The organism is Cylindrospermopsis curvispora GIHE-G1 (assembly GCF_014489415.1).
Lineage (GTDB): Bacteria > Cyanobacteriota > Cyanobacteriia > Cyanobacteriales > Nostocaceae > Raphidiopsis > Raphidiopsis curvispora_A.
The window spans coordinates 1,927,059-1,947,532 of sequence record NZ_CP060822.1; the positions used below are offsets into that span (position 1 = coordinate 1,927,059).

16 protein-coding genes, 1 pseudogene and 1 riboswitch are annotated in these 20,474 nt (G+C 41.4%); of the genes and pseudogenes, 8 read left to right on the forward strand and 9 right to left on the reverse strand.

Annotated elements, in window-relative coordinates:
• The first annotated feature begins 154 nt into the window (after positions 1–154).
• The 3 genes from psbB to coaBC all read left to right on the forward strand — a co-directional run bounded on the left by psbB (position 155) and on the right by coaBC (position 3,228).
• Positions 155–1,684: a photosystem II chlorophyll-binding protein CP47 gene (gene psbB, locus IAR63_RS08635; RefSeq protein ID WP_096544346.1), complete on the forward strand. Its 1,530-nt coding sequence runs from the start codon at positions 155–157 to the stop codon at positions 1,682–1,684.
• A 142-nt stretch (positions 1,685–1,826) separates the two neighbouring features.
• Positions 1,827–1,934, forward strand: coding sequence for a photosystem II reaction center protein T (locus tag IAR63_RS08640; RefSeq protein ID WP_006276052.1), 108 nt, complete (start codon positions 1,827–1,829; stop codon positions 1,932–1,934).
• Between the two features lie 85 nt (positions 1,935–2,019).
• Positions 2,020–3,228 (forward strand): bifunctional phosphopantothenoylcysteine decarboxylase/phosphopantothenate--cysteine ligase CoaBC, encoded by a 1,209-nt coding sequence (gene coaBC, locus IAR63_RS08645; RefSeq protein ID WP_187707267.1) that lies wholly within the window; start codon positions 2,020–2,022, stop codon positions 3,226–3,228.
• 88 nt (positions 3,229–3,316) lie between these two features.
• Here coaBC and pheA read toward each other — a convergent pair whose 3' ends face one another.
• Positions 3,317–4,180 (reverse strand): prephenate dehydratase, encoded by an 864-nt coding sequence (gene pheA, locus IAR63_RS08650; RefSeq protein ID WP_187707268.1) that lies wholly within the window; start codon positions 4,178–4,180, stop codon positions 3,317–3,319.
• 88 nt (positions 4,181–4,268) lie between these two features.
• Between pheA and IAR63_RS08655 the strand changes: the two genes are divergently transcribed.
• Positions 4,269–4,853: a DUF1997 domain-containing protein gene (locus IAR63_RS08655; RefSeq protein ID WP_187707269.1), complete on the forward strand. Its 585-nt coding sequence runs from the start codon at positions 4,269–4,271 to the stop codon at positions 4,851–4,853.
• Here IAR63_RS08655 and IAR63_RS08660 read toward each other — a convergent pair.
• The 3 genes from IAR63_RS08660 to IAR63_RS08670 form a co-directional block, all read right to left on the reverse strand.
• Positions 4,837–5,478: a ribonuclease HII gene (locus tag IAR63_RS08660; RefSeq protein WP_187707270.1), complete on the reverse strand. Its 642-nt coding sequence runs from the start codon at positions 5,476–5,478 to the stop codon at positions 4,837–4,839. The genes IAR63_RS08655 and IAR63_RS08660 overlap by 17 nt on opposite strands.
• Before the next feature lie 47 nt (positions 5,479–5,525).
• Positions 5,526–7,616 (reverse strand): ribonuclease E, encoded by a 2,091-nt coding sequence (gene rne / locus IAR63_RS08665; RefSeq protein ID WP_187707271.1) that lies wholly within the window; start codon positions 7,614–7,616, stop codon positions 5,526–5,528.
• Between the two features lie 313 nt (positions 7,617–7,929).
• On the reverse strand, positions 7,930–10,536 hold the full coding sequence (locus IAR63_RS08670) for a TIGR03960 family B12-binding radical SAM protein (RefSeq protein ID WP_187707272.1): 2,607 nt from the start codon (positions 10,534–10,536) through the stop codon (positions 7,930–7,932).
• Positions 10,537–10,862: 326 nt separating this feature from the next.
• Here IAR63_RS08670 and IAR63_RS08675 point away from each other — a divergent pair, with 326 nt between their 5' ends.
• The 3 genes from IAR63_RS08675 (at position 10,863) to IAR63_RS08685 (ending at position 13,059) form a co-directional block, all read left to right on the forward strand.
• A complete protein-coding gene (locus IAR63_RS08675) occupies positions 10,863–11,054 on the forward strand; it encodes a hypothetical protein (protein ID WP_006276045.1) in 192 nt (63 codons plus the stop codon).
• Positions 11,055–11,275: 221 nt separating this feature from the next.
• Positions 11,276–11,959, forward strand: coding sequence for a ribonuclease III (gene rnc / locus IAR63_RS08680; RefSeq protein ID WP_187707273.1), 684 nt, complete (start codon positions 11,276–11,278; stop codon positions 11,957–11,959).
• Between the two features lie 82 nt (positions 11,960–12,041).
• Positions 12,042–12,180, forward strand: a riboswitch (cyclic di-AMP (ydaO/yuaA leader).
• Between the two features lie 228 nt (positions 12,181–12,408).
• Complete coding sequence (locus IAR63_RS08685; RefSeq protein ID WP_187707274.1) at positions 12,409–13,059, forward strand: universal stress protein; 651 nt, start codon at positions 12,409–12,411, stop codon at positions 13,057–13,059.
• A gap of 1,165 nt (positions 13,060–14,224) precedes the next feature.
• Here the strand turns inward: IAR63_RS08685 and tnpA are convergent.
• Positions 14,225–14,585, reverse strand: a pseudogene (gene tnpA / locus IAR63_RS08690) (IS200/IS605 family transposase).
• An 8-nt stretch (positions 14,586–14,593) separates the two neighbouring features.
• Between tnpA and IAR63_RS08695 the strand changes: the two are divergent.
• The gene (locus IAR63_RS08695) at positions 14,594–14,731 is read left to right on the forward strand and encodes a hypothetical protein (protein WP_187707275.1); all 138 of its coding nucleotides are present in this window, start codon (positions 14,594–14,596) and stop codon (positions 14,729–14,731) included.
• 2 nt (positions 14,732–14,733) lie between these two features.
• On the opposite strand, the gene IAR63_RS08700 is transcribed toward IAR63_RS08695, so the two are convergent.
• The 4 genes from IAR63_RS08700 to IAR63_RS08715 form a co-directional block, all read right to left on the reverse strand.
• On the reverse strand, positions 14,734–15,429 hold the full coding sequence (locus tag IAR63_RS08700; RefSeq protein WP_187707276.1) for a response regulator transcription factor: 696 nt from the start codon (positions 15,427–15,429) through the stop codon (positions 14,734–14,736).
• A 64-nt stretch (positions 15,430–15,493) separates the two neighbouring features.
• A complete protein-coding gene (gene ctpB, locus IAR63_RS08705; protein ID WP_187707277.1) occupies positions 15,494–16,798 on the reverse strand; it encodes a carboxyl-terminal processing protease CtpB in 1,305 nt (434 codons plus the stop codon).
• Positions 16,799–16,990: 192 nt separating this feature from the next.
• Positions 16,991–19,387: a single-stranded-DNA-specific exonuclease RecJ gene (gene recJ / locus IAR63_RS08710; protein WP_187707278.1), complete on the reverse strand. Its 2,397-nt coding sequence runs from the start codon at positions 19,385–19,387 to the stop codon at positions 16,991–16,993.
• A gap of 52 nt (positions 19,388–19,439) precedes the next feature.
• Positions 19,440–20,237, reverse strand: a complete 798-nt coding sequence (locus IAR63_RS08715; protein WP_187707279.1) for a PD-(D/E)XK nuclease family protein — start codon at positions 20,235–20,237, stop codon at positions 19,440–19,442.
• Positions 20,238–20,474: the final 237 nt, after the last annotated feature.

Below are 20,474 nucleotides of genomic sequence, written 5' to 3' on the forward strand. Positions count from 1 at the left end.
ATTAAAATCCCCATTTTTCCAAAGCGGGGACATGTCAATCAAGACTGGCAATAACAAAAACTGACCGGAGACCTGTGAGTGGTAGATTATCACCTGAGCAGTCTCAGTAAGAAAATTGCTTTGTAAACTAACTTTTTAAGGAGGAGCGTAGTCAATGGGACTACCTTGGTACCGAGTACATACAGTGGTGCTGAACGATCCAGGCCGACTGATTTCCGTACACTTGATGCACACAGCCTTAGTTGCTGGTTGGGCCGGCTCAATGGCACTCTATGAACTAGCTGTTTACGATCCTAGTGATCCTGTTCTCAACCCCATGTGGCGACAAGGGATGTTTGTATTGCCCTTTATGGCACGCTTAGGTGTAACCGAATCCTGGGGAGGTTGGAGCGTAACAGGTGGTACAGCAGTAGATCCTGGCTTCTGGTCATTTGAAGGCGTAGCTGCTGCTCATATCGTTCTCTCTGGTCTATTATTCCTAGCTGCTGTTTGGCACTGGGTTTATTGGGATTTGGAACTCTTCAGAGATCCCCGCACTGGCGAATCTGCTTTAGATCTGCCAAAAATGTTTGGCATTCATTTGTTCTTATCCGGTTTACTTTGTTTTGGATTTGGTGCTTTCCATCTTACCGGTCTATTTGGTCCGGGAATGTGGGTTTCTGATGCTTATGGTTTAACTGGCAGTATTCAACCAGTGGCCCCTGAATGGGGACCAGCAGGCTTTAATCCTTTTAACCCTGGTGGTGTTGTGGCTCACCACATTGCTGCGGGTGTAGTAGGTATTATTGCTGGTTTATTCCACCTATCGGTTAGACCACCGGAAAGGCTCTACAAAGCTCTACGGATGGGTAATATCGAAACCGTACTTTCCAGCAGTATTGCAGCAGTGTTCTTTGCGGCCTTCGTAGTAGCAGGAACAATGTGGTATGGAAATGCAACTACACCCATTGAACTGTTTGGACCTACCCGTTACCAATGGGATCAAGGGTACTTCCGACAAGAAATTCAACGTCGTGTCCAATCCAGTGTAGCTGGTGGTGCGACCTTAGCAGAAGCATGGTCACAAATCCCTGAAAAGTTAGCTTTTTACGACTATGTGGGTAATAGTCCCGCTAAAGGTGGATTATTCCGCACAGGTCCTATGGTTAAGGGTGATGGCATTGCCCAATCTTGGCAAGGTCATGCAGTATTCACAGATTCGGAAGGAAGGGAACTGACTGTTCGTCGTCTACCTAACTTCTTTGAAACCTTCCCTGTGATTTTGACCGATAAGGATGGGGTTGTCCGCGCTGACATTCCTTTCCGTCGAGCGGAATCCAGATACAGCTTTGAGCAGACAGGTGTAACTGTTAGCTTCTACGGTGGTAATTTGAATGGTCAAACATTCACAGACCCTGCTGATGTGAAGAAATATGCCCGGAAAGCTCAAGGTGGGGAGATTTTTGAATTCGACCGTGAAACCTTGGGATCTGATGGTGTGTTCCGCACCTCTCCTAGAGGTTGGTTTACCTTCGGTCACGCTGTATTTGCTCTCTTATTCTTCTTTGGTCACATCTGGCATGGTGCTAGAACTATCTACCGCGATGTGTTCGCAGGTGTGGAAGCAGACCTAGAAGAACAAGTAGAGTGGGGTCTGTTCCAAAAATTGGGTGATAAGACTACTCGTGTTCGCAAGGAAGCTTAATTAGGTGTAAGGCAAAAAGTATGGGTCTTCAGACTTCCTACTTTTTGCCACCGGGCCTGTTTAATGTCAATTGGTGACCAAACCTCCCGGTTTTCACTGTGTTTGATAAAATCAAAATACTACCCTGATAGGAAATCCTAACATGGAAAGCGTTGCATACATTTTAATTTTGGCTTTAGCAATAGGCGTTCTATTCTTTGCGATCGCCTTTCGTGAACCTCCTCGCTTTGAAAGAAAACCCAAAGAGTAATACTTAGGGTTGAACCGGTTAAAACTCACTCAAAACTACCCAGGTCTAGATTTGGGTAGTTTTGATTTTCATTTCCACCAATTTCATGTCAACTAGCAATTCGGCCAGAAAAAAAGTCATTGTTGCTGTGGGAGGTGGTATCGCAGCTTATAAGATTTGTCAGCTAATTTCCACCTTGTTCCAATCACAAGTGGAACTAAAAGTTATCCTCACCAATTCAGCTCAAAAATTCATTACTCCCCTAACTGTTTCTACCCTTTCTCGCCATCAGGCTTATACTGATGATGACTTTTGGCAACCAATCTACTCCCGTCCCCTTCATATAGAATTGGGAGAGTGGGCCGATATTATGGTTATCGCCCCTTTAACAGCCAATACTATAGCTAAGTTGGCTTATGGCATAGCTGATAACTTATTGACAAATACAGTTTTGGCTTCTACCTGTCCCATACTTTTAGCACCTGCTATGAATACTGATATGTGGGAACAGATCACAGTACAAAGGAATTGGCAACAAATATTGACAAATCCTCGGTTTTATGCTATGCAAACGGCTCAGGGACTATTAGCGTGCGATCGCACGGGAGCGGGGAGAATGGCGGAACCGGAGGAAATAGAGGTTTGGGTAAAATCTTTATTACATACTCAAGGGAAAAGAGATTTAAGGGGAAAACAAGTTTTGATTAGTGCGGGAGGAACTAGGGAATATTTAGATCCGGTGCGGTTTATTGGCAATCCAGCAACAGGTAAAATGGGATTAGCTCTTGCACAAGCAGCACTACACAGGGGAGCAGAGGTAACACTAGTCCATTGTCCTTCTAGCTGGAGTGTTCCCCTGGGGGTCAAGGGTATACCGGTGATTAGTGCAGCACAAATGCAAGAAGCAATGTTAGAATATTTCTCCAGTGCCAATATAATTATCATGTCCGCAGCAGTTGCAGATGTGAAACCAGGGGATTATAGCGCAGAAAAAATCCCTAAGTCCTCCCTACCGGAAAATCTACCTTTGACACCAGTACCGGATATAATAGCCCACCTGGGCAAAATCAAACAACCCCATCAATTACTAATTGGTTTTGCAGCACAAACTGGGGATATTGTCACCCCCGCACAAGAGAAATTACAAAGGAAGAATTTAGATGTGATCGTGGCCAACCCCATTGATAAATCTGACAGTGGTTTTGGCTCTGATAATAATCAAGCAGTGTTTTTAAAAACAGGAGGAGAGCGGCTAGATATTTCCTCCTGTTCTAAGTTGCAACTAGCTCATTATTTATTTGATTTTATATTTTGATTTCTCCTCGGGAGGCAAAATTATTTGTAGGATGAGTTTAATACGAAACCCATCCTACGTTCATCTTATATTTATTCCACCCACTTACTTAATCAACTAATACTGTTAACACTGTATAACTACCAAATATTTTTAAGATTTCAACATTAATACTTATATTTTTTAGAGCAGTAGTCATTAATGGTGATAAAATACCAGCTTCGATATCAAGAAAAAACAGGTATTCCCCCAAAGAGCGTTTGGTAGGACGAGATTCAATTCGGCTCAAATTAATTCCTAAATCCGCAAATACTTGTAATACTTTAACTAATGCACCGGGAATATTGGCCGGGACACTAAATGCTAAGGATGTGTGGGTTGATGAACTTGAGGAACTTCCCTCCCCACTTTCTGGTGCTACCACCCAAAATCTCGTACAGTTGTCAGGATAGTCATTAATTCTGTCACTTAATATGGGTAAGTCATACATTTGAGCTGCTTTCTCCGAGGAAATAGCTGCTGTTGTTGGTGATTTACCCAATTGTTCCAGAGCTTGGGTGGTAGAACTAGTTGGACTTAAATTTGCCTGGGGGAGAAATTTTCCTAACCACCCTTGGCATTGTGCTAATGCTTGCGGATGGGAATAAACCATTTCAATATCTTCTAATTTGGTAGCACAGGAAATTAAACAATGGTTAATTGGCAGGACTAAAGCTTGTTTAATCTGTAAATTTTCCAATTGCCATAAATTATCCATGGTCATACTTACACTTCCCTCAATGGAATTTTCCACGGGAACCACTGCTAAATTAACTTCTTGAACTGTTACGGCCTGTAGTGCTTTAGCTATAGTTGGATATGGACGTAGAATGACTTCTCCCTTAAATTCTTGATTTCCCTTAACCCAGTTTAAATAAAACGAAGCTGCTTGTTCTGAATAAGTACCCGGTGGTCCTAAATACGCAATGTTCATTTCTTCACCTGATGTGATGATATCCACCCTATCCTCCCTTACCCAAAAACGTTACAATTGTGAATATTTGTAAATATCGCCTTAATCTATGGCTACTAAGTTCACTGCTTCCCAATCGGTTACAATTGCTGTTCCTAAACAGTCCGTCCCCATTGAGCACTACTTACGTCAGCCCTATCGCTTAGTCAATGCTATGGTTGATAACAGTAGAGTTCAGCATATCTCCGAAGAAGTGTTTCGTCTTAAAATGCGTCCTTTAACTTTCATGTCATTAAATATCCAACCTACAGTAGATATGAGAGTTTGGGCGGATGCCCACGGAACCATCTATCTTCGTTCAGAAGGATGTGAAATCCGGGGTTTTGAATATGTTAACCAACGGTTTGCTCTGAATTTAAAGGGGTATCTCTCCCCTCACCATGATGCTGATCATACCCGATTAGAAGGTAAAGCGGATTTAGAAGTTTTGGTGGATATTCCTTACCCCTTTTCCCTCACTCCCAAGGCAATTTTGGAAACCTCTGGTAATGGTCTGCTCAAGAGTGTTCTACTCACAATCAAACAACGAATATCCCACCATCTTCTTGCTGATTACCGTTCTTGGGTAAGTTCACAAATGGAAATCAATCAGACAACTAATGATCACATCTCTATCCTCAAAGTTGACTTTTAAAGTTCATATCTCCCCTCACCTGACAGGGACTAAAACTCCGTCGATGCAGGGGACATGGACCATACTTTTGCAAAGCTAATAAGTGTTTCCTACTCCCATACCCCTTATTACGGTGTAAATCATACATATCATACTTCTTGCCTAATCGCACCACTAAATCATCCCGCCACACCTTAGCCATAATACTGGCAGCTGCTATGTTGAGCGATCGCCTGTCACCTTGTATAATAGTTTGCTGCTCTATTAGTAAATCACGAATAAATTGATTACCATCCACAAGACAAAGAGAGGGCTGGGACTTGAGTTTGAGGACAGCCCGTTTCATTGCCAACAGAGTAGCTTGCAAAATATTTAACCTATCAATTTCCGCAGTGGTAGCATAACCGATTTTCCATTCCACAGCTAGTTGGGCGATTTGCTGTGCTAGGTAATGTCTACGGGAAACAGATAGCTGCTTGCTATCCTTAATTTTAGATTCAACCAGTATTGATAAAGCGGAGTTTGGCAAGATAACTGCGGCAGCGACTACGGGCCCAAATAAAGCTCCACGACCTACCTCATCCACGCCAGCAATCCAACCTTCCTGGTACCAGTGGTCAGACAATTCCTGCCAATTTGATTCCATAAAAACCAGAATCTAGGAGAAAAAAGGTTTGATAGTGAACAGGTGATTTACTCTTGAGCGGAGGGACGACGACGACGACGACGGGTAGGAGAATAGAGATTAGATTCCTCCTCTGACAGAGGTTCAAAACCTATATCACCAGATTCCTCCGTGGGGGGTTCAATTGCCTGGGGACGGGAAAATTCCTCTAAAGGGACTTTTGATGTAGGAAGTTTGACCTTGGGAAATTCCAATTTAGGCTTTTCCTCAAGCATAGAATCCATATTAAACTCACCAGTATCAGATGTAATTTCGCCTGGTTGCATAATATTATAAATTACTGACTTGGGACTTTTTGCCTCCGTCTCTAATTTAACACCGGGAGAAATTCCCATCAAGGCAAACATATCCTGTTCATGGTCCGTCATTTCCACCTCTACAATCTGGGGTGGCTCTATTACTGGTTTAATTGGTTCTATTTTGACTTTATTTCTCTCTGGTCTTTCCGTCCATCCCACCCTACCAAAGCTTGGTGCTTTGGGAGATTCTTTTACCAACAAACTTTCCGATAGCAGGGAGGGTATGTCCATGATAGGAGTGAGTTCTGTGTCAGCTTCCAAATCCATCTCGCCACCAAATCCAGAAACCTCTGGTCTGCTTTCCTCCTTGAGGTTAGCACCACCAATGCGACTGCGACGAGTGCGAGTACGACGTTTGTGATCTCCCAACTCTTGATAGCTGGGATGGTTGACTAGATGACTAACTTCAGAATCAGTGTCAAACGCTTCACCAAAGCCATCAAATATCTCCCGATTCTCTCTAATTTCTGGGCCACGCACTACTGGAGTTCTAATTTCCCTAGGTTGGGCTGGGGTAAACTTTTCTGGCGCTTCCGCAGCGGGTATGGGCATGCGGTTTTCCACTTCCCCTGGTAGATGGACAATGTGTCCTAAACCACCACAGGTGGGACAGCTTTCACCAAACAGTTCATAAATATTTTGACCTTGACGTTTACGCGTCAGTTCTACTAGACCTAATTCTGTTAGTTGGGCAATTTGGGGACGAGCTTTATCTGCTTTCAGGGTCTTATTAAAGTGTTCTAAAACTTGCAGTTGGTCACGCCTTGATTCCATGTCGATGAAATCTACTACAATTACGCCAGCAATATTTCTCAGTCTTAGTTGACGCGCTATTTCCGTTGCTGCTTCGCAGTTTGTCCACAGCACGGTTTCCCTAGCTGTTGCAGAGCGGGTAAAAGAACCGGAGTTCACATCAATTACTGTTAATGCTTCCGTCGGTTCAATGATAATATAACCCCCAGACGGCAAATCCACCCTAGGACGTAATGCTTCCCTAATAGCAGCATTAATGCGAAAATATTCTAAAATCGGTGACCTGTCACGATGATGATCCAGTAGTACACCTTGGGGTGTCTGTCCTCCACTCCAATTTTGTAAATATTGTTTAACTCTTCTTAACCCTGTACTGGAATCTACTACAATGCGATTTACGTCCGCACCATACATATCCCGCAGTACCCTCTGAATGAAGTCATCATCTCGATTTAATAAAGATGGCGCTCTCGTGGATGCTGCTTCCTGCTGAATAACTTCCCATTGCTTTTGTAGCAATTCTAAGTCTTCAATTATAGCTTCCTCCGGTTTACCTTCTGCCTCTGTTCGCACTAATATACCCATACCAGCAGGTTTAATTAGTATCGCTAGGGCGCGAAGGCGGTTCCGTTCACTTTCGCTTTTTATCCGTCTGGATAAGTTGACACCCTTCCCATAGGGCATGAGAACTACATAACGTCCCGGCATGGTAATATTACCGGTTAGTCTGGGACCTTTTGTTCCCGTCGGTTCCTTCATTACTTGCACCAACACTTTCTGTTGTGGTGTCAGTAACTCCGTAATTGCTGCGGAACTACGTTTAATCTTTAATGGACCTAGATCGGTCACATGGATAAATCCGTTACGTTCTGGATCACCGATATTCACAAAGGCTGCGTCTATACCCGGTAATACATTCTCCACAACCCCTAAATAGATATCACCAATCTGGTGATGACCGGTTGCTACAACTAGTTCTTGTATTTGATCTTCGGAAAATACGGCAGCAATTTGATGCTGTTCTGCGATAATAATTTGTTTTGGCATTCAAGTTCCTCAAAAATTGGCAGCACCAATGGGGATTAGGAGGAGCTTATTTTATACCTCTAGCCCCTACTGGTAGCCCTAGGACTGCTACTGGTAATAAAAATTTTCCTCATGGACACGGCTTCACAAACCAGGAAGCCCATGACCTTTTGTAATTGCGTTGCACACGCTTGATCATTGCTAAGAGTTTGGAGACCTTGGGTCTACCAATCTAGCAGCATTCTATCAAAAAGTCCTGCTCAACGGACTGGGTTTTCCACCCTATTTTCTGTTGACACTCTCTGACTTAATAAATTCACTGATTTGACTGAAACTAATTTGCGGTTCCCAAAACTATCCGATTGCGGTGGATATGCAAAAGTTGAAATTTTACACTGGTCACCATCTCCAGTATAAACAATATTTGCTCAGGACGCAAGATCACACCATCATGACGACAGCTACCCAAATAACGCACAACGGCTTCAGATTCCATTGATGAGTTTTCTAATTTGACTAGACTTAGCTCAAACAGGCGATCGCGCAGATTTATGATTTGCTGCTTCCCAGACTTTGTCCGATGTTCTGACAAAATCTCTTTTTTAGATAATATGGATCCTATCCAATTTTGCCATGTTTGTGCGTCAATCAGTGCTGAAGTAGAAATAGTGAGCAGGTATTCAGCTGCTACCATAGATTGATTAGCAGCGGGTGATGACAAGTCTATTTCTTGGACTTGATATAGGGGGATATTGGAGGGAAGTTGGTCTACCAATTGGCGACGAAAGTCTTCTAAATCCATGGATTGGGTTAATTCCAGGTCTAAAATTTCCCCGCTGCTGGTGCTACCCAAAGACAAAGCACTTGCTAGAGCAATGCGGGGGTGGGGATGAAATCCTCCAGTAAAAGCAATTGGTAAACCCGCTCTTCTAATTACCCTATCAAATAACCGCATCAAATCCAAGTGACCGACCAAAGCCATATCATCTTCTTTACCAAACCACACTCTCAACCTTTGCACCCTGGTGGTATTAGGAACAAAATCGCCTGCGAACTCTGGTATGGGCTGGGGTTCAATTACCACATTATGACCGAAATCTGTGCTACAGACACCGCAATGGGAACAACCCTCAAAAGAACAGTCGGGAACGATTGCTGCAGCTAAAGCCCGTTTAAGATCTTCCTGTAACCACCTTTTGTCAATCCCGGTATCTATATGATCCCATGGTAAGGGTGCTTCCAGTAGGGAATTGAAGTTAATGAGATTGTCATCTCCCATTTCCATCACATTCCATTCACCATTTTCCACCTGGCGGTATTTCCAGTTTAGTCCTGCTTGAGAAATAGCTTCTCCCCAAGCTCGAAAAGCAGTTTCCACACTGTCATACCAGGAGTCCATTCCTGCACCCAATTCCCATGCTCGTTTCAGAACCTTCCCTAAAGTGCGATCTCCCCTACCAATAAAGTCTTCCATTGCAGAAAGACGAACGTCGGTAAAATTCACCTTTACATTCCTGGTTCGGCGAAATTCTTGCTTGAGTAGGTTTTGCTTGCGGACAAATTCTGATGTGGAAACAGAATGCCACTGAAAAGGCGTGTGAGGTTTAGGTGTAAAATTAGAGACTGTCAGGTTAAAACTGATAGACCTTCTGTCCTGGGCGCGACATTCTCTTTGTAACCATCTGACGGTTTCTGCTATGGCCAGGATATCCGCATCCGTTTCTCCTGGTAATCCAATCATAAAATACAACTTGATTTTATCCCAACCTTTTTCCCAAGCTGTTTTTATGCCCCGCAATAACTCTTCGTTAGTCAGACCTTTGTTAATAATATCGCGCATCCGTTGACTACCCGCCTCCGGTGCGAAGGTCAAGCTCCCTTGTCTTGTCCCTCCTAATATCTTAGCAATATTTTCATCGAATCTATCCACTCTTTGGGAAGGTAAAGACAGGGTAATATTTTCATTCCTTAGGCGGTTTTTGATTTCCATCCCCACTGCAGGTAGGGATAAATAATCGGAACAACTTAAAGATAACAGTGAAAACTCATTGTAGCCTGTTTTGTGCATTCCATCAACTATGGCTTCTACCACTTTTTCTGGCTCCACATCCCTGGCTGGTCTTGTCAACATCCCTGGTTGACAAAACCTACAACCACGGGTACAACCTCTTCTAATTTCTATTGTTAACCGATCATGCACTGTTTCCATATATGGCACTAGACCTATAGAGTAAGCAGGTATGGGCACTGCTACTCTTCTAATAATTCTTTGCGGTACATCCGGTCGCAAAGCTCTTATTTGACCATTTGTCATTTCGTAAAACTGTGGCACATACACACCTGGAATTTGTGCTAAATCCCACAGCAATTCTTCTCGACTTAGACCCCCTGCTTTACCCTCTTCTATCACCAGTCCAATTTCTGGTAGTAGTTCCTCTCCATCACCCAGTGCGATAAAATCAAAAAAGTCAGTGTAAGGTTCGGGGTTTGACGTTGCTGTTTGTCCACCAGCAAAGATTAAGGGGTATTCCCCTCCCCTTTGTTCCCGCATGAGCGGTATTCCCGCTAAATCTAACATTTCCAGGATATTTGTCGCCCCCAGTTCATAGCTGAGGCTAAATCCGATAATATCAAAGTCTTTTAACTGGCGTTTTGACTCTACTGCAAACAGGGGTGTTTGGGTTTGACGCAATTTTGCACCTAGATCGGGCGCGGGGAGGTAAGATCGGTCACACAGTTGATTCCGTTGGGCATTGAGGATGTTATATAGGATAACGTGCCCTAGGTTGGAAGCCCCTACCTCATACACTTCTGGGTAGCTTAAAACCCATCTTACCCTAGCCTGCTCCCACGGTTTATGTATTGCTAAGTACTCATTCCCTAGGTAGCGTGCTGGTTTTAAAATGTCCGGTGTTATTAGTTCTTTTATTGAAACAGTCACTTTACACTTTATTATTTTGGAGTTAATTAGTAGCTATTGCCTATCATCTTAGCAAAGGGAACTTTTTTCGGTCAAATAATTCTTGTAATTCTACAGTCCATTCTACCAAATTCCAGCTATATGGGAAAAGAAAATCAATAAGAAAAAAAATATTAAGAAAAGTTGGGATTTTAGTTAATTATTACTTTATATGCTAAAATTCTCCTCTATCGAAATATGTCCGCTCTTTTTTATTCGCCAACTACAAAGGAATCTCCAGCTCCGGGAGTGTGAACTAGTGTTTTAATTTCAGTCAATGAGTAATAATTACAACCAGTTAGTTAGTTATGAACACAAAATACGCAATACGTCAGCTTGTGGAAAAGGCCCTGGAAACAAAAAAGCTGACACTGGAAATTGAGAATCAGATTAATTCGGAACTGACTCAATTAGGTTATATTTCAGACGTTGACTACGAGGCTCTAGAGCTATTAATGGCAGAAATGGATGCAGGCAGAGTTCAGGTAGTTCCATACTAGACTTTTTACGCCCAGACTATATACTAAAAACGCGATCGCCCGTAATACTTATGGTAAGTGGAGCTATCCTGAATTCTTCCCTCTCCACTTCCCATAAACGCGATCGCTCTCGTGCGAAAAGGGAAACATTGGGTTATTGCAATCAAAGAGGCGAGCCAGAACGCCTATCCATTACTCACTTTTAGCCATTAACGTTATGAATAAAGATATAAATAGAAACAATGCATAAACTTCTGATATTTAAGGATGAGAAGCTACTGTGTCAAGCATTAACTCATCGTTCCTATGCTAACGAAAATCCAACTGAGGGAGATCACAACGAGAGATTGGAATTCCTGGGCGATGCCATTCTTAATTTTATTACTGGAGAGTATCTCTATTCTCGTTATCCGCAAAAAGGTGAAGATGAACTGACCCGTCGACGCTCTGCACTGGTGGAAGAAAAACAGCTGGCCAAGTTTGCCCTAGAAATTGGTTTGAATCAGAAAATGCGCCTGGGCAAAGGTACTATTCAAGATGGCGGTTACCAAAATCCTAATCTTCTTAGTAGTACATTTGAAGCTGTCATTGGAGCTTACTATTTAGATAATAATTGTAATATAGAAGCAGTTAAAGTTGCAGTTGAACCTCTGTTTGATTTTGTCTCACAACACACTATTGAATCCCGTTATAATGTAGATTCTAAAAATCGCTTTCAAGAATGGGTACAAAAAAAATTATGTGCAAATCCACCTAAATATAAAACTCAACAAATAGGCGGATCCCCCCATTTACCAGAATTTGCTTCTAGAGTTTTAGTAGATGGTAAAGAGTTTGGTCAAGGTAAAGGTAAAAATAAAAAAGACGCAGAAAAAGCCGCAGCAGAAGATGCGATCGCTCGTTTACAAAGAGAGGAATTGTTTTAATATATCAAGTTTTTATACATTATTTAGATCAGTATTTTCCCTCTTGACTTTATCCCCACTTAATGTAATAGTGTTACAAGTTGTGATTGGGTAGCCTAATTCGGATCCATAAAAGCTGGGTTTGAAGCGGAGGAACCACGTATTTGGGGCAAATCTTAATTGAGAGACACCTTCCAGTCTTAGCCCGTCAGCTAACTCCGTCGGCAATGGAAGGAACCTCCAAAATGTAAGCTGTTATACCAGTTATTATTGAGGTTTCTTTAGTCAGTTTGTAATTTATTAGACGCTTTTTGATGGAACAGGGCTGTTTATCATCTAATATTGGTTGGCAGTAAATCCAGTGTATGGTGGAAACTCTTGAATATCCAGCATATAAGAACTAATAATATTTCAAATTGTTATCCCTGCTTATCATTCCTATTTAGTTTCTAGCGGGAGTAATTAGAACTGTGAAAATTAAGCCCTTATTAGCACGACTAGAGAGTGCTATTGGTCGACCTGACCTAATTGACCAGATGTTACTGATACCAAGTGCCAAAGAGTGCGATAATGATAAGTATTCAGCCATTAAGCCCATCAAGTTAATGGTAGGTTATGATGGATCTCCTAATAGTCATACAGCATTAGATATAGCCTTTTGTATAGCTCATCAAACCCACCTAGCATCAAAGATAGAAGTTAAAGTTGAAGCTGTTTATGTATTAGAGGAGCAGATAATTAATAGCTTGGGTAATAATGCCAATAATGTTTATTTTCATCACCGGTTAGAATCACCCAAAAAGTCCGTGGAAGTAGGGAGTACGGGTCCAAAATTGTCCGTATTGGAAACCATGTTAAAAACCATAGTATTGACACAATCAAAGACAGAAGAAGCAGATAAAATTTTGTGGCAAGCCAGAAATTTAGCTGGGGAATGGCAGAGTTATTTTAAATCCCATTTACGATTTGGCAATTTGTGTACAGAACTGCAAAAAGTTGTAGAATTAGAAGGTGCTGATGCCCTATTTTTAGGTTGTCAATCCATCAATCATCCCCTAATTGAGAGATTAGACAATAATTTTCCTTGTCCTGTATTGGGCATTCCCAAATGTCTTGATTAGGAAGTAATCAGGGAATTAGCATGGAACCAAGCTGTTGTAAGTATTATCACGTTTGTTGTCGCTGCTGGTATTGCAGAACAGTATGGCAAAAGAATCTCTTTCAAGACTTTTTTGCACTATGGAATTCCCATCACTATATTACAACTCATTACTGCTGCTTGAACTGACTCAATCGGTTTAATTTACTATAACATGGCTTGTGTAGGGGTGTTGAGTTTAATAAACCCAACACCCGCATGGGTTACGCTACCGCTAACCCATCCTACAAATAATTGTTCCTACTTACTCGTTTTTTTGATGTTAGGGAGTGCTTCGCAATTGCCTGATAAACAATAAGAAAAAATTATATTTAGCGGTAAGCAAGATAAGTTTTTTTATAGTTGAAGGGGTGGAAATGTGGTAATATAGGAGTTCAATAATGGAGTGTTGGCGTTTTTAAAAAAATTGCACAGATTTCCATTATCAAGGTATCACATCCAAAGGTAAATAGTCAACCCCCCACATTAAAAAAAATCGGTGCGCGGGTATATTGATATCCTAAATTGGAATTAATTGCGGATCCCATCACAGTGTAATGTAGGTTGGGTTTTCTCAATCCAACCTAAATTATGACAAAACTAGTCGGTTTTAACCGACTTGAGCTTTGAGACCGGGAATTGATTCCCGGTCTCCCCCAAGGACAGTCTCCAGGTGTGGATTAATTCAAACAATAACGGGTAATTGGCGGTCTCCCATAGGGAGTGCTTCGCAATTGTCTGATAAACAATAAGAAAAAATTATATTTGGCGGTAAGCAAGATAAGTTTTTTTATAGTTGAAGGGGTGGAAATGTGGTAATATAGGAGTTGAATAATGGAGTGTTGGCGTTTTTAAAAAAATTGCACAGATTTCCATTATTAAGGTATCACATCCAAAGGTAAATAGTCAACCCCCCACATTAAAAAAAATCGGTGCGCGGGTATATTGATATCCTAAATTGGAATTAATTGCGGATCCCATCACAGTGTAATGTAGATTGGGTTTTCTCAATCCAACCTAAATTATGACAAAACTAGTCGGTTTTAACCGACTTGAGCTTTGAGACCGGGAATTGATTCCCGGTCTCCCCCAAGGACAGTCTCCAGGTGTGGAGGAAGTGCCAACGGCGAATTTATTCGCCTTGATATTTAACCGTGATGCGGCTCTTCAATATACCTTTTAATAACATCTGCTGAAACCTGTCCAGCAGTGGAATAAAAATAACTATTAGTCCATAGGCTAGGAAGTTTAAGTAATTCAGGAAATTTTCGTCTTAACAAGCAAGATGACCGTCCTTTAAAAGCTTTAACCACTTGATTTATAGCAACATCTGGTTGATGTTCTACAAATAAATGAACATGGTGCAACCTCAAGAGCGAGGATATCCCAGTCTTTTTCTTTGGCTAGTTCGTAAATTATCTGTCGAAGGCGTTTAGGTATCCATACAAGATGCACTACTGCATTACCTTTTGAGTGATTTCCTATTCTGTATTCCAGTGTTGTCTTCATATTGTTTCGTGGCTGCTATTGACAAAGTAGCGGTGATGCTAGGAATTGATCTTAGCGGAATCAGTAGAGGCTGTTTAAGCCAGCCTCAGAAAGTTCGTTTATGGACTCTTCAGAAATCTCCGTGTCTTCAGACCGGAGAAGCTTAACTCTATTGGGCCAGTCCATGTTCTAAAGCAAATCTCACCAGTTCTGTACGACTATTAGTGCCAGTCTTGCTAAATAGACGACTGACGTACTTTTCCACATTACGAACACTTGTTTCCAACTTGCGAGCAATTTCTTTGTTCATTAATCCTTGGGCAACCAGATTTAACACACTTTGCTCCCTTGGGGTTAAATCAATTGTAAACGGTGGTGGAGTCTGAGATATACCGGTCCTAGGACTTAATAAATCTTTAATCTTGGCAATCTCATGGGCCAACTTGGCAATTTCCGTGTTTTCACTGTCTTCACCCACAACTGTAGTCTGAGTAACACGCCTTTCTAGTAAATTGTTGATAATGGCAATCAGCTCATCTGGGTCAAAAGGCTTTGGTAAATAGGCATCCACCCCTGCTTGATATCCTTGAATGCGATCGCCTGTCATACCTTTAGCGGTTAAAAATATAACTGGTAGAGAAGCCAATTGGGGGTCATCTCGCAGTTGTTTGAGGAACTGATAGCCATCAACTTGGGGCATCATAACATCAGAAATTACCAAGTCAGGAGTATTTTGTTGTATTAATTCCCACCCTTCGCGGGCGTTACTGGCAACTCGAACACCGAAACCGCTTTCTTGTAAGTATTCCTTTACAGCTTCGCGTAACCCCGGTTCATCATCTACCAGTAACAGTTGTGCTGACATTGAAAATTTCCCTTGTTTTACCGTTGACCTAATTACTAATAACTTAGCATATCATTAGTCATCTCTAGAAAGTTTCAGATGGTTGGGGTGGTCGGGCAAATTTACTGTCTAAGATAGCGGAAACTGCACGAGCGTACTGGGGGTCGCTTAAAGTTCCGAGCAAATTGGGATTAGCTGCTAACTCTCGTTCCTGGGCTTGAGTTAAATCCAACTGAATATCAGGTGTAATACCCTTTTTATTAATATCAGTGCCTTTAGGAGTATAATAATGGGCAATAGTAATTGCTAAACCAGATCCATCAATTAACTCATGAACCGATTGTACTAAGGCCTTACCATAGGTTTGACTACCTACCACTACTGCTCGGTTATTATCCTTCAGGGCACCGGTCAGAATTTCACTGGCGCTAGCGGAGTTACCATCTACCAATATGGCCAGGGGTCTATTAGTTAGCGCGGTGCCATTAGCCTTGGTTTCCTCGCTACCCCCTACCCGATCTACGGTCTTGACAATACCACCTTGATTCAACCACATGCGCGCTATTTCAACACTAGCTTGCAGTAAACCACCGGGATTGCCACGGAGATCCAAGACATAAAATTCCACTTTTTGATTATTCAAGTCTCGAATTGCCTTATCCATTTGCTCCGCTGCATGACTACTAAATTCTTGCAATCGAATATAACCAATACGACGTCCATTATCCCGTTTCAGGGTGTATCTTACTATTGGTACCTCAATAGTTGCTCTTGTTAACTTGATATCAAAAAGATTGTTTCCCGGTCTGGATATTTTGAGGGTGATAGCAGTTCCTGCTTGACCCCGAATCAAACCAGATGCTTCATCTATCTTCATTTTACTAGTGGACTGACCATTTATGGCAATAATTTCATCCCCTGCTTTAATACCCGCTTTATCTGCTGGTGAATTTTGTATAGGCTCTACCACGGTCAAGCGTTTGGTTTGGTCATTGATTTCCATGCGGATCCCTATCCCCGTTACCTCTCCAGCTGTTTGACTGGTCAGGGTTTCAAATTGTTTGGGATCCATAAATCTAGTGTAGGGATCTCCCAGTCTCTGTAGAGCTGATCGGATAGCTACATAAGCTTCTTGCTTGGATGTGTAGTTTTTGCTTAATAGACCTTGTCTAATTGCTTGCCAATTTTGCTGATTGAATTTACCATCAACATATTCCCGATTGACAAGTTGCCATACTTGGTCTACCAGCGCCTTCGGACTATCTTGTAAAGCTGCTTTAACCTGTTTAGTCCATGCTTGACCAAATAAGTACAGGGTAGCACTGGTAGCAACCATTGTACCAACCAAAGCCACGCGCAGTGGTGAGTAAGGTTTTGCAGATTGATTCATGTAGGTCATCTCTTATAACACGTCGAGAGTTAAGAATTTGCTTGCCTTACCGCACAATCAACAACCATATCGGTGTTACCCTGATCACTCTTTGCTTTGAAGGCCCAAATTCCTTTCCCATTATAGCATTTTGTTGAACTAGTGGGGGTTTTTTAAGAAATGTTTATAAAACATTTGTACTAAAAAGGGGTGCTATGAGGTGCTGACCAAAAGAATGGACTGTATGATAGATAGGGGAACTGTGGTGAAATAGTTCTTTTGGAATTGTTCTTCCCTGATTGCTGCGCAAAAACAGTCGATTTTAGTCTTAATATTTCCATAATTGGGTCCTGGAAGGCCAACTTCATAATCCATTGAACTGGTAACTGGATTCTGACAGGTGATTTTTAAAAACTCTCCCTCAGCATGAACCCTAAACCCTAGAGATTTTAAAGATTCCAATCCCAAATCTAAACTTTGGTCATTGATACCCAATTTCTGCAAAACTTTTAACCGGGTTGTTTTTTGATTAGTGCGACTCAAAAATTTGGCAATACCCACCAAGTTCAACCAAATTTCTTCAGGTGTGTGATAATTGGGCTGTGACCAAGCCAAAGCTAAGTGTTTTTGATGAGAAATGGCAGTTTTCAACCAACCTTTTACCTCATCCCAGCTGGTGGGACAGTGTTTAATGGTCAATATGGAATCATGGCAATTTTCAGCCTGTTGGTTTCTCCAATCTATAATCATTGCCGATCTGTGAGATTTAACTTCCAAATGAATTCCTAGGTCACCAGTAGGACGGACATCAATTAATCTAATTTCATACTCTGGTTGTGCTTTAATGTTATTGAGATCTATTTCCACTATACAATCACATCTCCCCTGGGGTAGGTCATTTTTATCATGTCCCCACCAAATCCCGGGAAACCCTTTTTGGCTAGAATCATCTCGCATCACAAATTTGGTTTTCAGATATTGAATTTTCTTTCCCTGAGAATCTTGTAGATTATGGTGGGAAATATTTTCAAACCAACAGTTTTTAATCAGTAATTTTGGCACTGGATTTCCCATACCACAGGGTTCCAAAAGTTTCAGCTCTAAAAATAATTCTCTGCCTAAATCTGCCACAGTGACTACTATATCAGCTTGTACCGTAGGTGTGAGGTCAATTCCCCCTACAGATAATCGGAATTGTTGGTTAATCGCATCGGTAAATAATCCAATATTTTCCACAGATAAACTGAGTCCAGCAGCAAAAGGATGTCCTCCAAAACGATGTAATAAATGTGCCTGCTTTTGAACTAGTTGGTATAAATCAATGGAGTTAATTGAGCGAGCTGATCCGCGAGCTAAGTTTGTTTTAGTATCTAGGGATTCTCCCTTTTCTGTACCTAGGGAATCTGTACTTAATAAGATAGTTGGTTTTCCTGTTTCTTGAGCAATTTGACCCGCAACTAAACCCAACACCCCACCTGGCCATTGACTATCTACTAAAACAATCACATGGGTGGTAGATAAATCTAATTCTCCCAGTTTTTTTCTTGCCTGTTCTTGAACATCTTTTTGCAATGATTTACGTCGAGAATTGGCTAATTCTGTCTCTTGTGCTAGTTGACAACACCGTTTAATATCTCTACTAGTTAATAGCTCTACACAGAAACTTCCATCACCATGAATCCTGCTAACAGCATTAATACGTGGACCTAATCCAAAAGAAATATCCATGGGGCGATCGCCATTTTTGTGACACAGTTCCAGTAGTTTTTTGATTCCTGGTCTCCTGCTATGTGAGATATTTTTTTTAGATTCTTGGTGTAATTTATCAATTCCAACCTGAGCTAAATAGCGACAATCACCCTTTAATTGTACCAGGTCAGCAATTAATCCTATGGCAACCAAATCTAATAAATCTTCCAGGGGGTTTTGTGGTATATCTGGCAAAGTTTCATATAATGCTTCGACTAATTTATAAGCTACCGCAACTCCAGAAAGATGAAATAATGGATGTGTTTCGGGTAAGTAACGAGGATTGATAATAGCACTGACGGGAGGACGTTCCCTTGGTAGGGTGTGATGATCGGTGACAATTAGGTCTATACCTAATTTCTGGGCATAAACAATCTCGTCAATGTTTGTACTTCCAGTGTCGCAGGTAACTATTAATCTACAACCTTGTTGGGCTAGACGTTCAATTCCGGCAAAATTTAACCCATGGGATTCTGTTAGTCGGTTGGGAATGTAATAGGTTAATTGTTCATACTGAGGGAAAAACTCTCCTAATCCATCCCATAGTAATGCGGTGGATGTAATACCATCGGCGTCAAAATCTCCCCAAATGGTTACTTTCTCCTTTAAGATGGCTGCTGCTTTTAACCGATTGACTGCTAAATTCATCTCTTTTCCAAATTCAAAGGAACTTGCAGGTCGATAGTTTTTAAAATCGAGAAAATTGACCAGTTCTAATTCAGTTCTAATTCCTCTTTGCCATAGGATTTGCGCCACAAAGCTGGCTTTTGATTTCGATCCATGACGGATGTAATACTGTTTTTGAACCGCTTGGAGAAAATCTTGAGGAATTTCTATGTTTTCTAATAAAATCCACTTCATGGTATTAATTTATGTTGTCGTCTTACATTTAATTCCACCCACCCACTTGGGTTTAACATTCTATTTCTGGAATAGGTTGAATATTTGCCCCCGGTAATTGATTATCTATTTCACCATAACAACGATAGCTATATGGGCAATATTCACAGAGTTTTCTATGTTTTGGCTGTTGAGGTAATGGTTGATTTTTTTGATATTGTTCTAGCCAAACGGATAGATTCTCCAGCAGCTGTTTTAATTCATTTCCGTTTTTTTTATGCTGCACATTACTATATCTAAACTCAATTTTTTTTGAGTTCCCTTTTCCTGGGATAAACCAATAAGTCATAGATATATTTTGGGGTAAGTATGTGCTAGTTTCCGCCAAAACATACATGTAGAGTTTAGTTTGCCAATGACTGGCTAAAGACTTGATATCCTCTAAGTCTGGTAGTTGACCATAGGTTTTCCAGTCAAATATTTGCGCCTTTTCATTGTTGGCTATCAACAGGTCATAAATGACGGTTATTAAATAATCTCCCACTTGTAGATTTCTAGAATGTTCACTTTCCCGAAATGTCTCCCCCTCCTTTCCCTGTGTCAAGATTTCCGGTATCACTCCAGTTAAATCCAATATTAAACTTTTGAGTCGCTCATCTTCCCCTATAAAACTCTCAATCGGTAGTCCCATGGCTTGCTGTTGCATTAGCAAGTGAAAACGACTACCCAATGTTTTATGCTCTTCCTGTTTAGGGTCTGTGGGTGTTGTTAGCATGTCTAAACATGTATGCTGAAACTTCCTGGGACAGTTCTCAATTAAGTTCAGATATCCCTGGGAAATTCTAAATAATTCCTGTTCCACTCCTACCATTTTGCTGGGTTTTACCTAGTTTAATAGGAAAAATTATATCCCGAAACCAGGAGACTCAAATACTCAAATAAATGCTATCCTCAAGAACATGATAACCACTAAACCGAGAATGCCAACACCCACAACTACCGCTCATTAATGTCTACCCAAACCTACCCAGATATTAACAATCTGGGTAGGTGGGGTGAGCGTGCATAACTCCGCCATAAAAAAGAGTTACCTACCATCAGGTAAGGT

Coding starts and splice junctions, on each gene's coding strand:
- IAR63_RS08675 (WP_006276045.1), top strand. CDS start 10,863: ATGAACACAAAATACGCAATACGTCAGCTTGTGGAAAAGGCCCTGGAA.
- IAR63_RS08700 (WP_187707276.1), bottom strand. CDS start 15,429: ATGTCAGCACAACTGTTACTGGTAGATGATGAACCGGGGTTACGCGAA.
- recJ (WP_187707278.1), bottom strand. CDS start 19,387: ATGAAGTGGATTTTATTAGAAAACATAGAAATTCCTCAAGATTTTCTC.
- psbB (WP_096544346.1), top strand. CDS start 155: ATGGGACTACCTTGGTACCGAGTACATACAGTGGTGCTGAACGATCCA.
- IAR63_RS08640 (WP_006276052.1), top strand. CDS start 1,827: ATGGAAAGCGTTGCATACATTTTAATTTTGGCTTTAGCAATAGGCGTT.
- IAR63_RS08715 (WP_187707279.1), bottom strand. CDS start 20,237: ATGGTAGGAGTGGAACAGGAATTATTTAGAATTTCCCAGGGATATCTG.
- rnc (WP_187707273.1), top strand. CDS start 11,276: ATGCATAAACTTCTGATATTTAAGGATGAGAAGCTACTGTGTCAAGCA.
- pheA (WP_187707268.1), bottom strand. CDS start 4,180: ATGAACATTGCGTATTTAGGACCACCGGGTACTTATTCAGAACAAGCA.
- IAR63_RS08660 (WP_187707270.1), bottom strand. CDS start 5,478: ATGGAATCAAATTGGCAGGAATTGTCTGACCACTGGTACCAGGAAGGT.
- coaBC (WP_187707267.1), top strand. CDS start 2,020: ATGTCAACTAGCAATTCGGCCAGAAAAAAAGTCATTGTTGCTGTGGGA.
- rne (WP_187707271.1), bottom strand. CDS start 7,616: ATGCCAAAACAAATTATTATCGCAGAACAGCATCAAATTGCTGCCGTA.
- IAR63_RS08655 (WP_187707269.1), top strand. CDS start 4,269: ATGGCTACTAAGTTCACTGCTTCCCAATCGGTTACAATTGCTGTTCCT.
- ctpB (WP_187707277.1), bottom strand. CDS start 16,798: ATGAATCAATCTGCAAAACCTTACTCACCACTGCGCGTGGCTTTGGTT.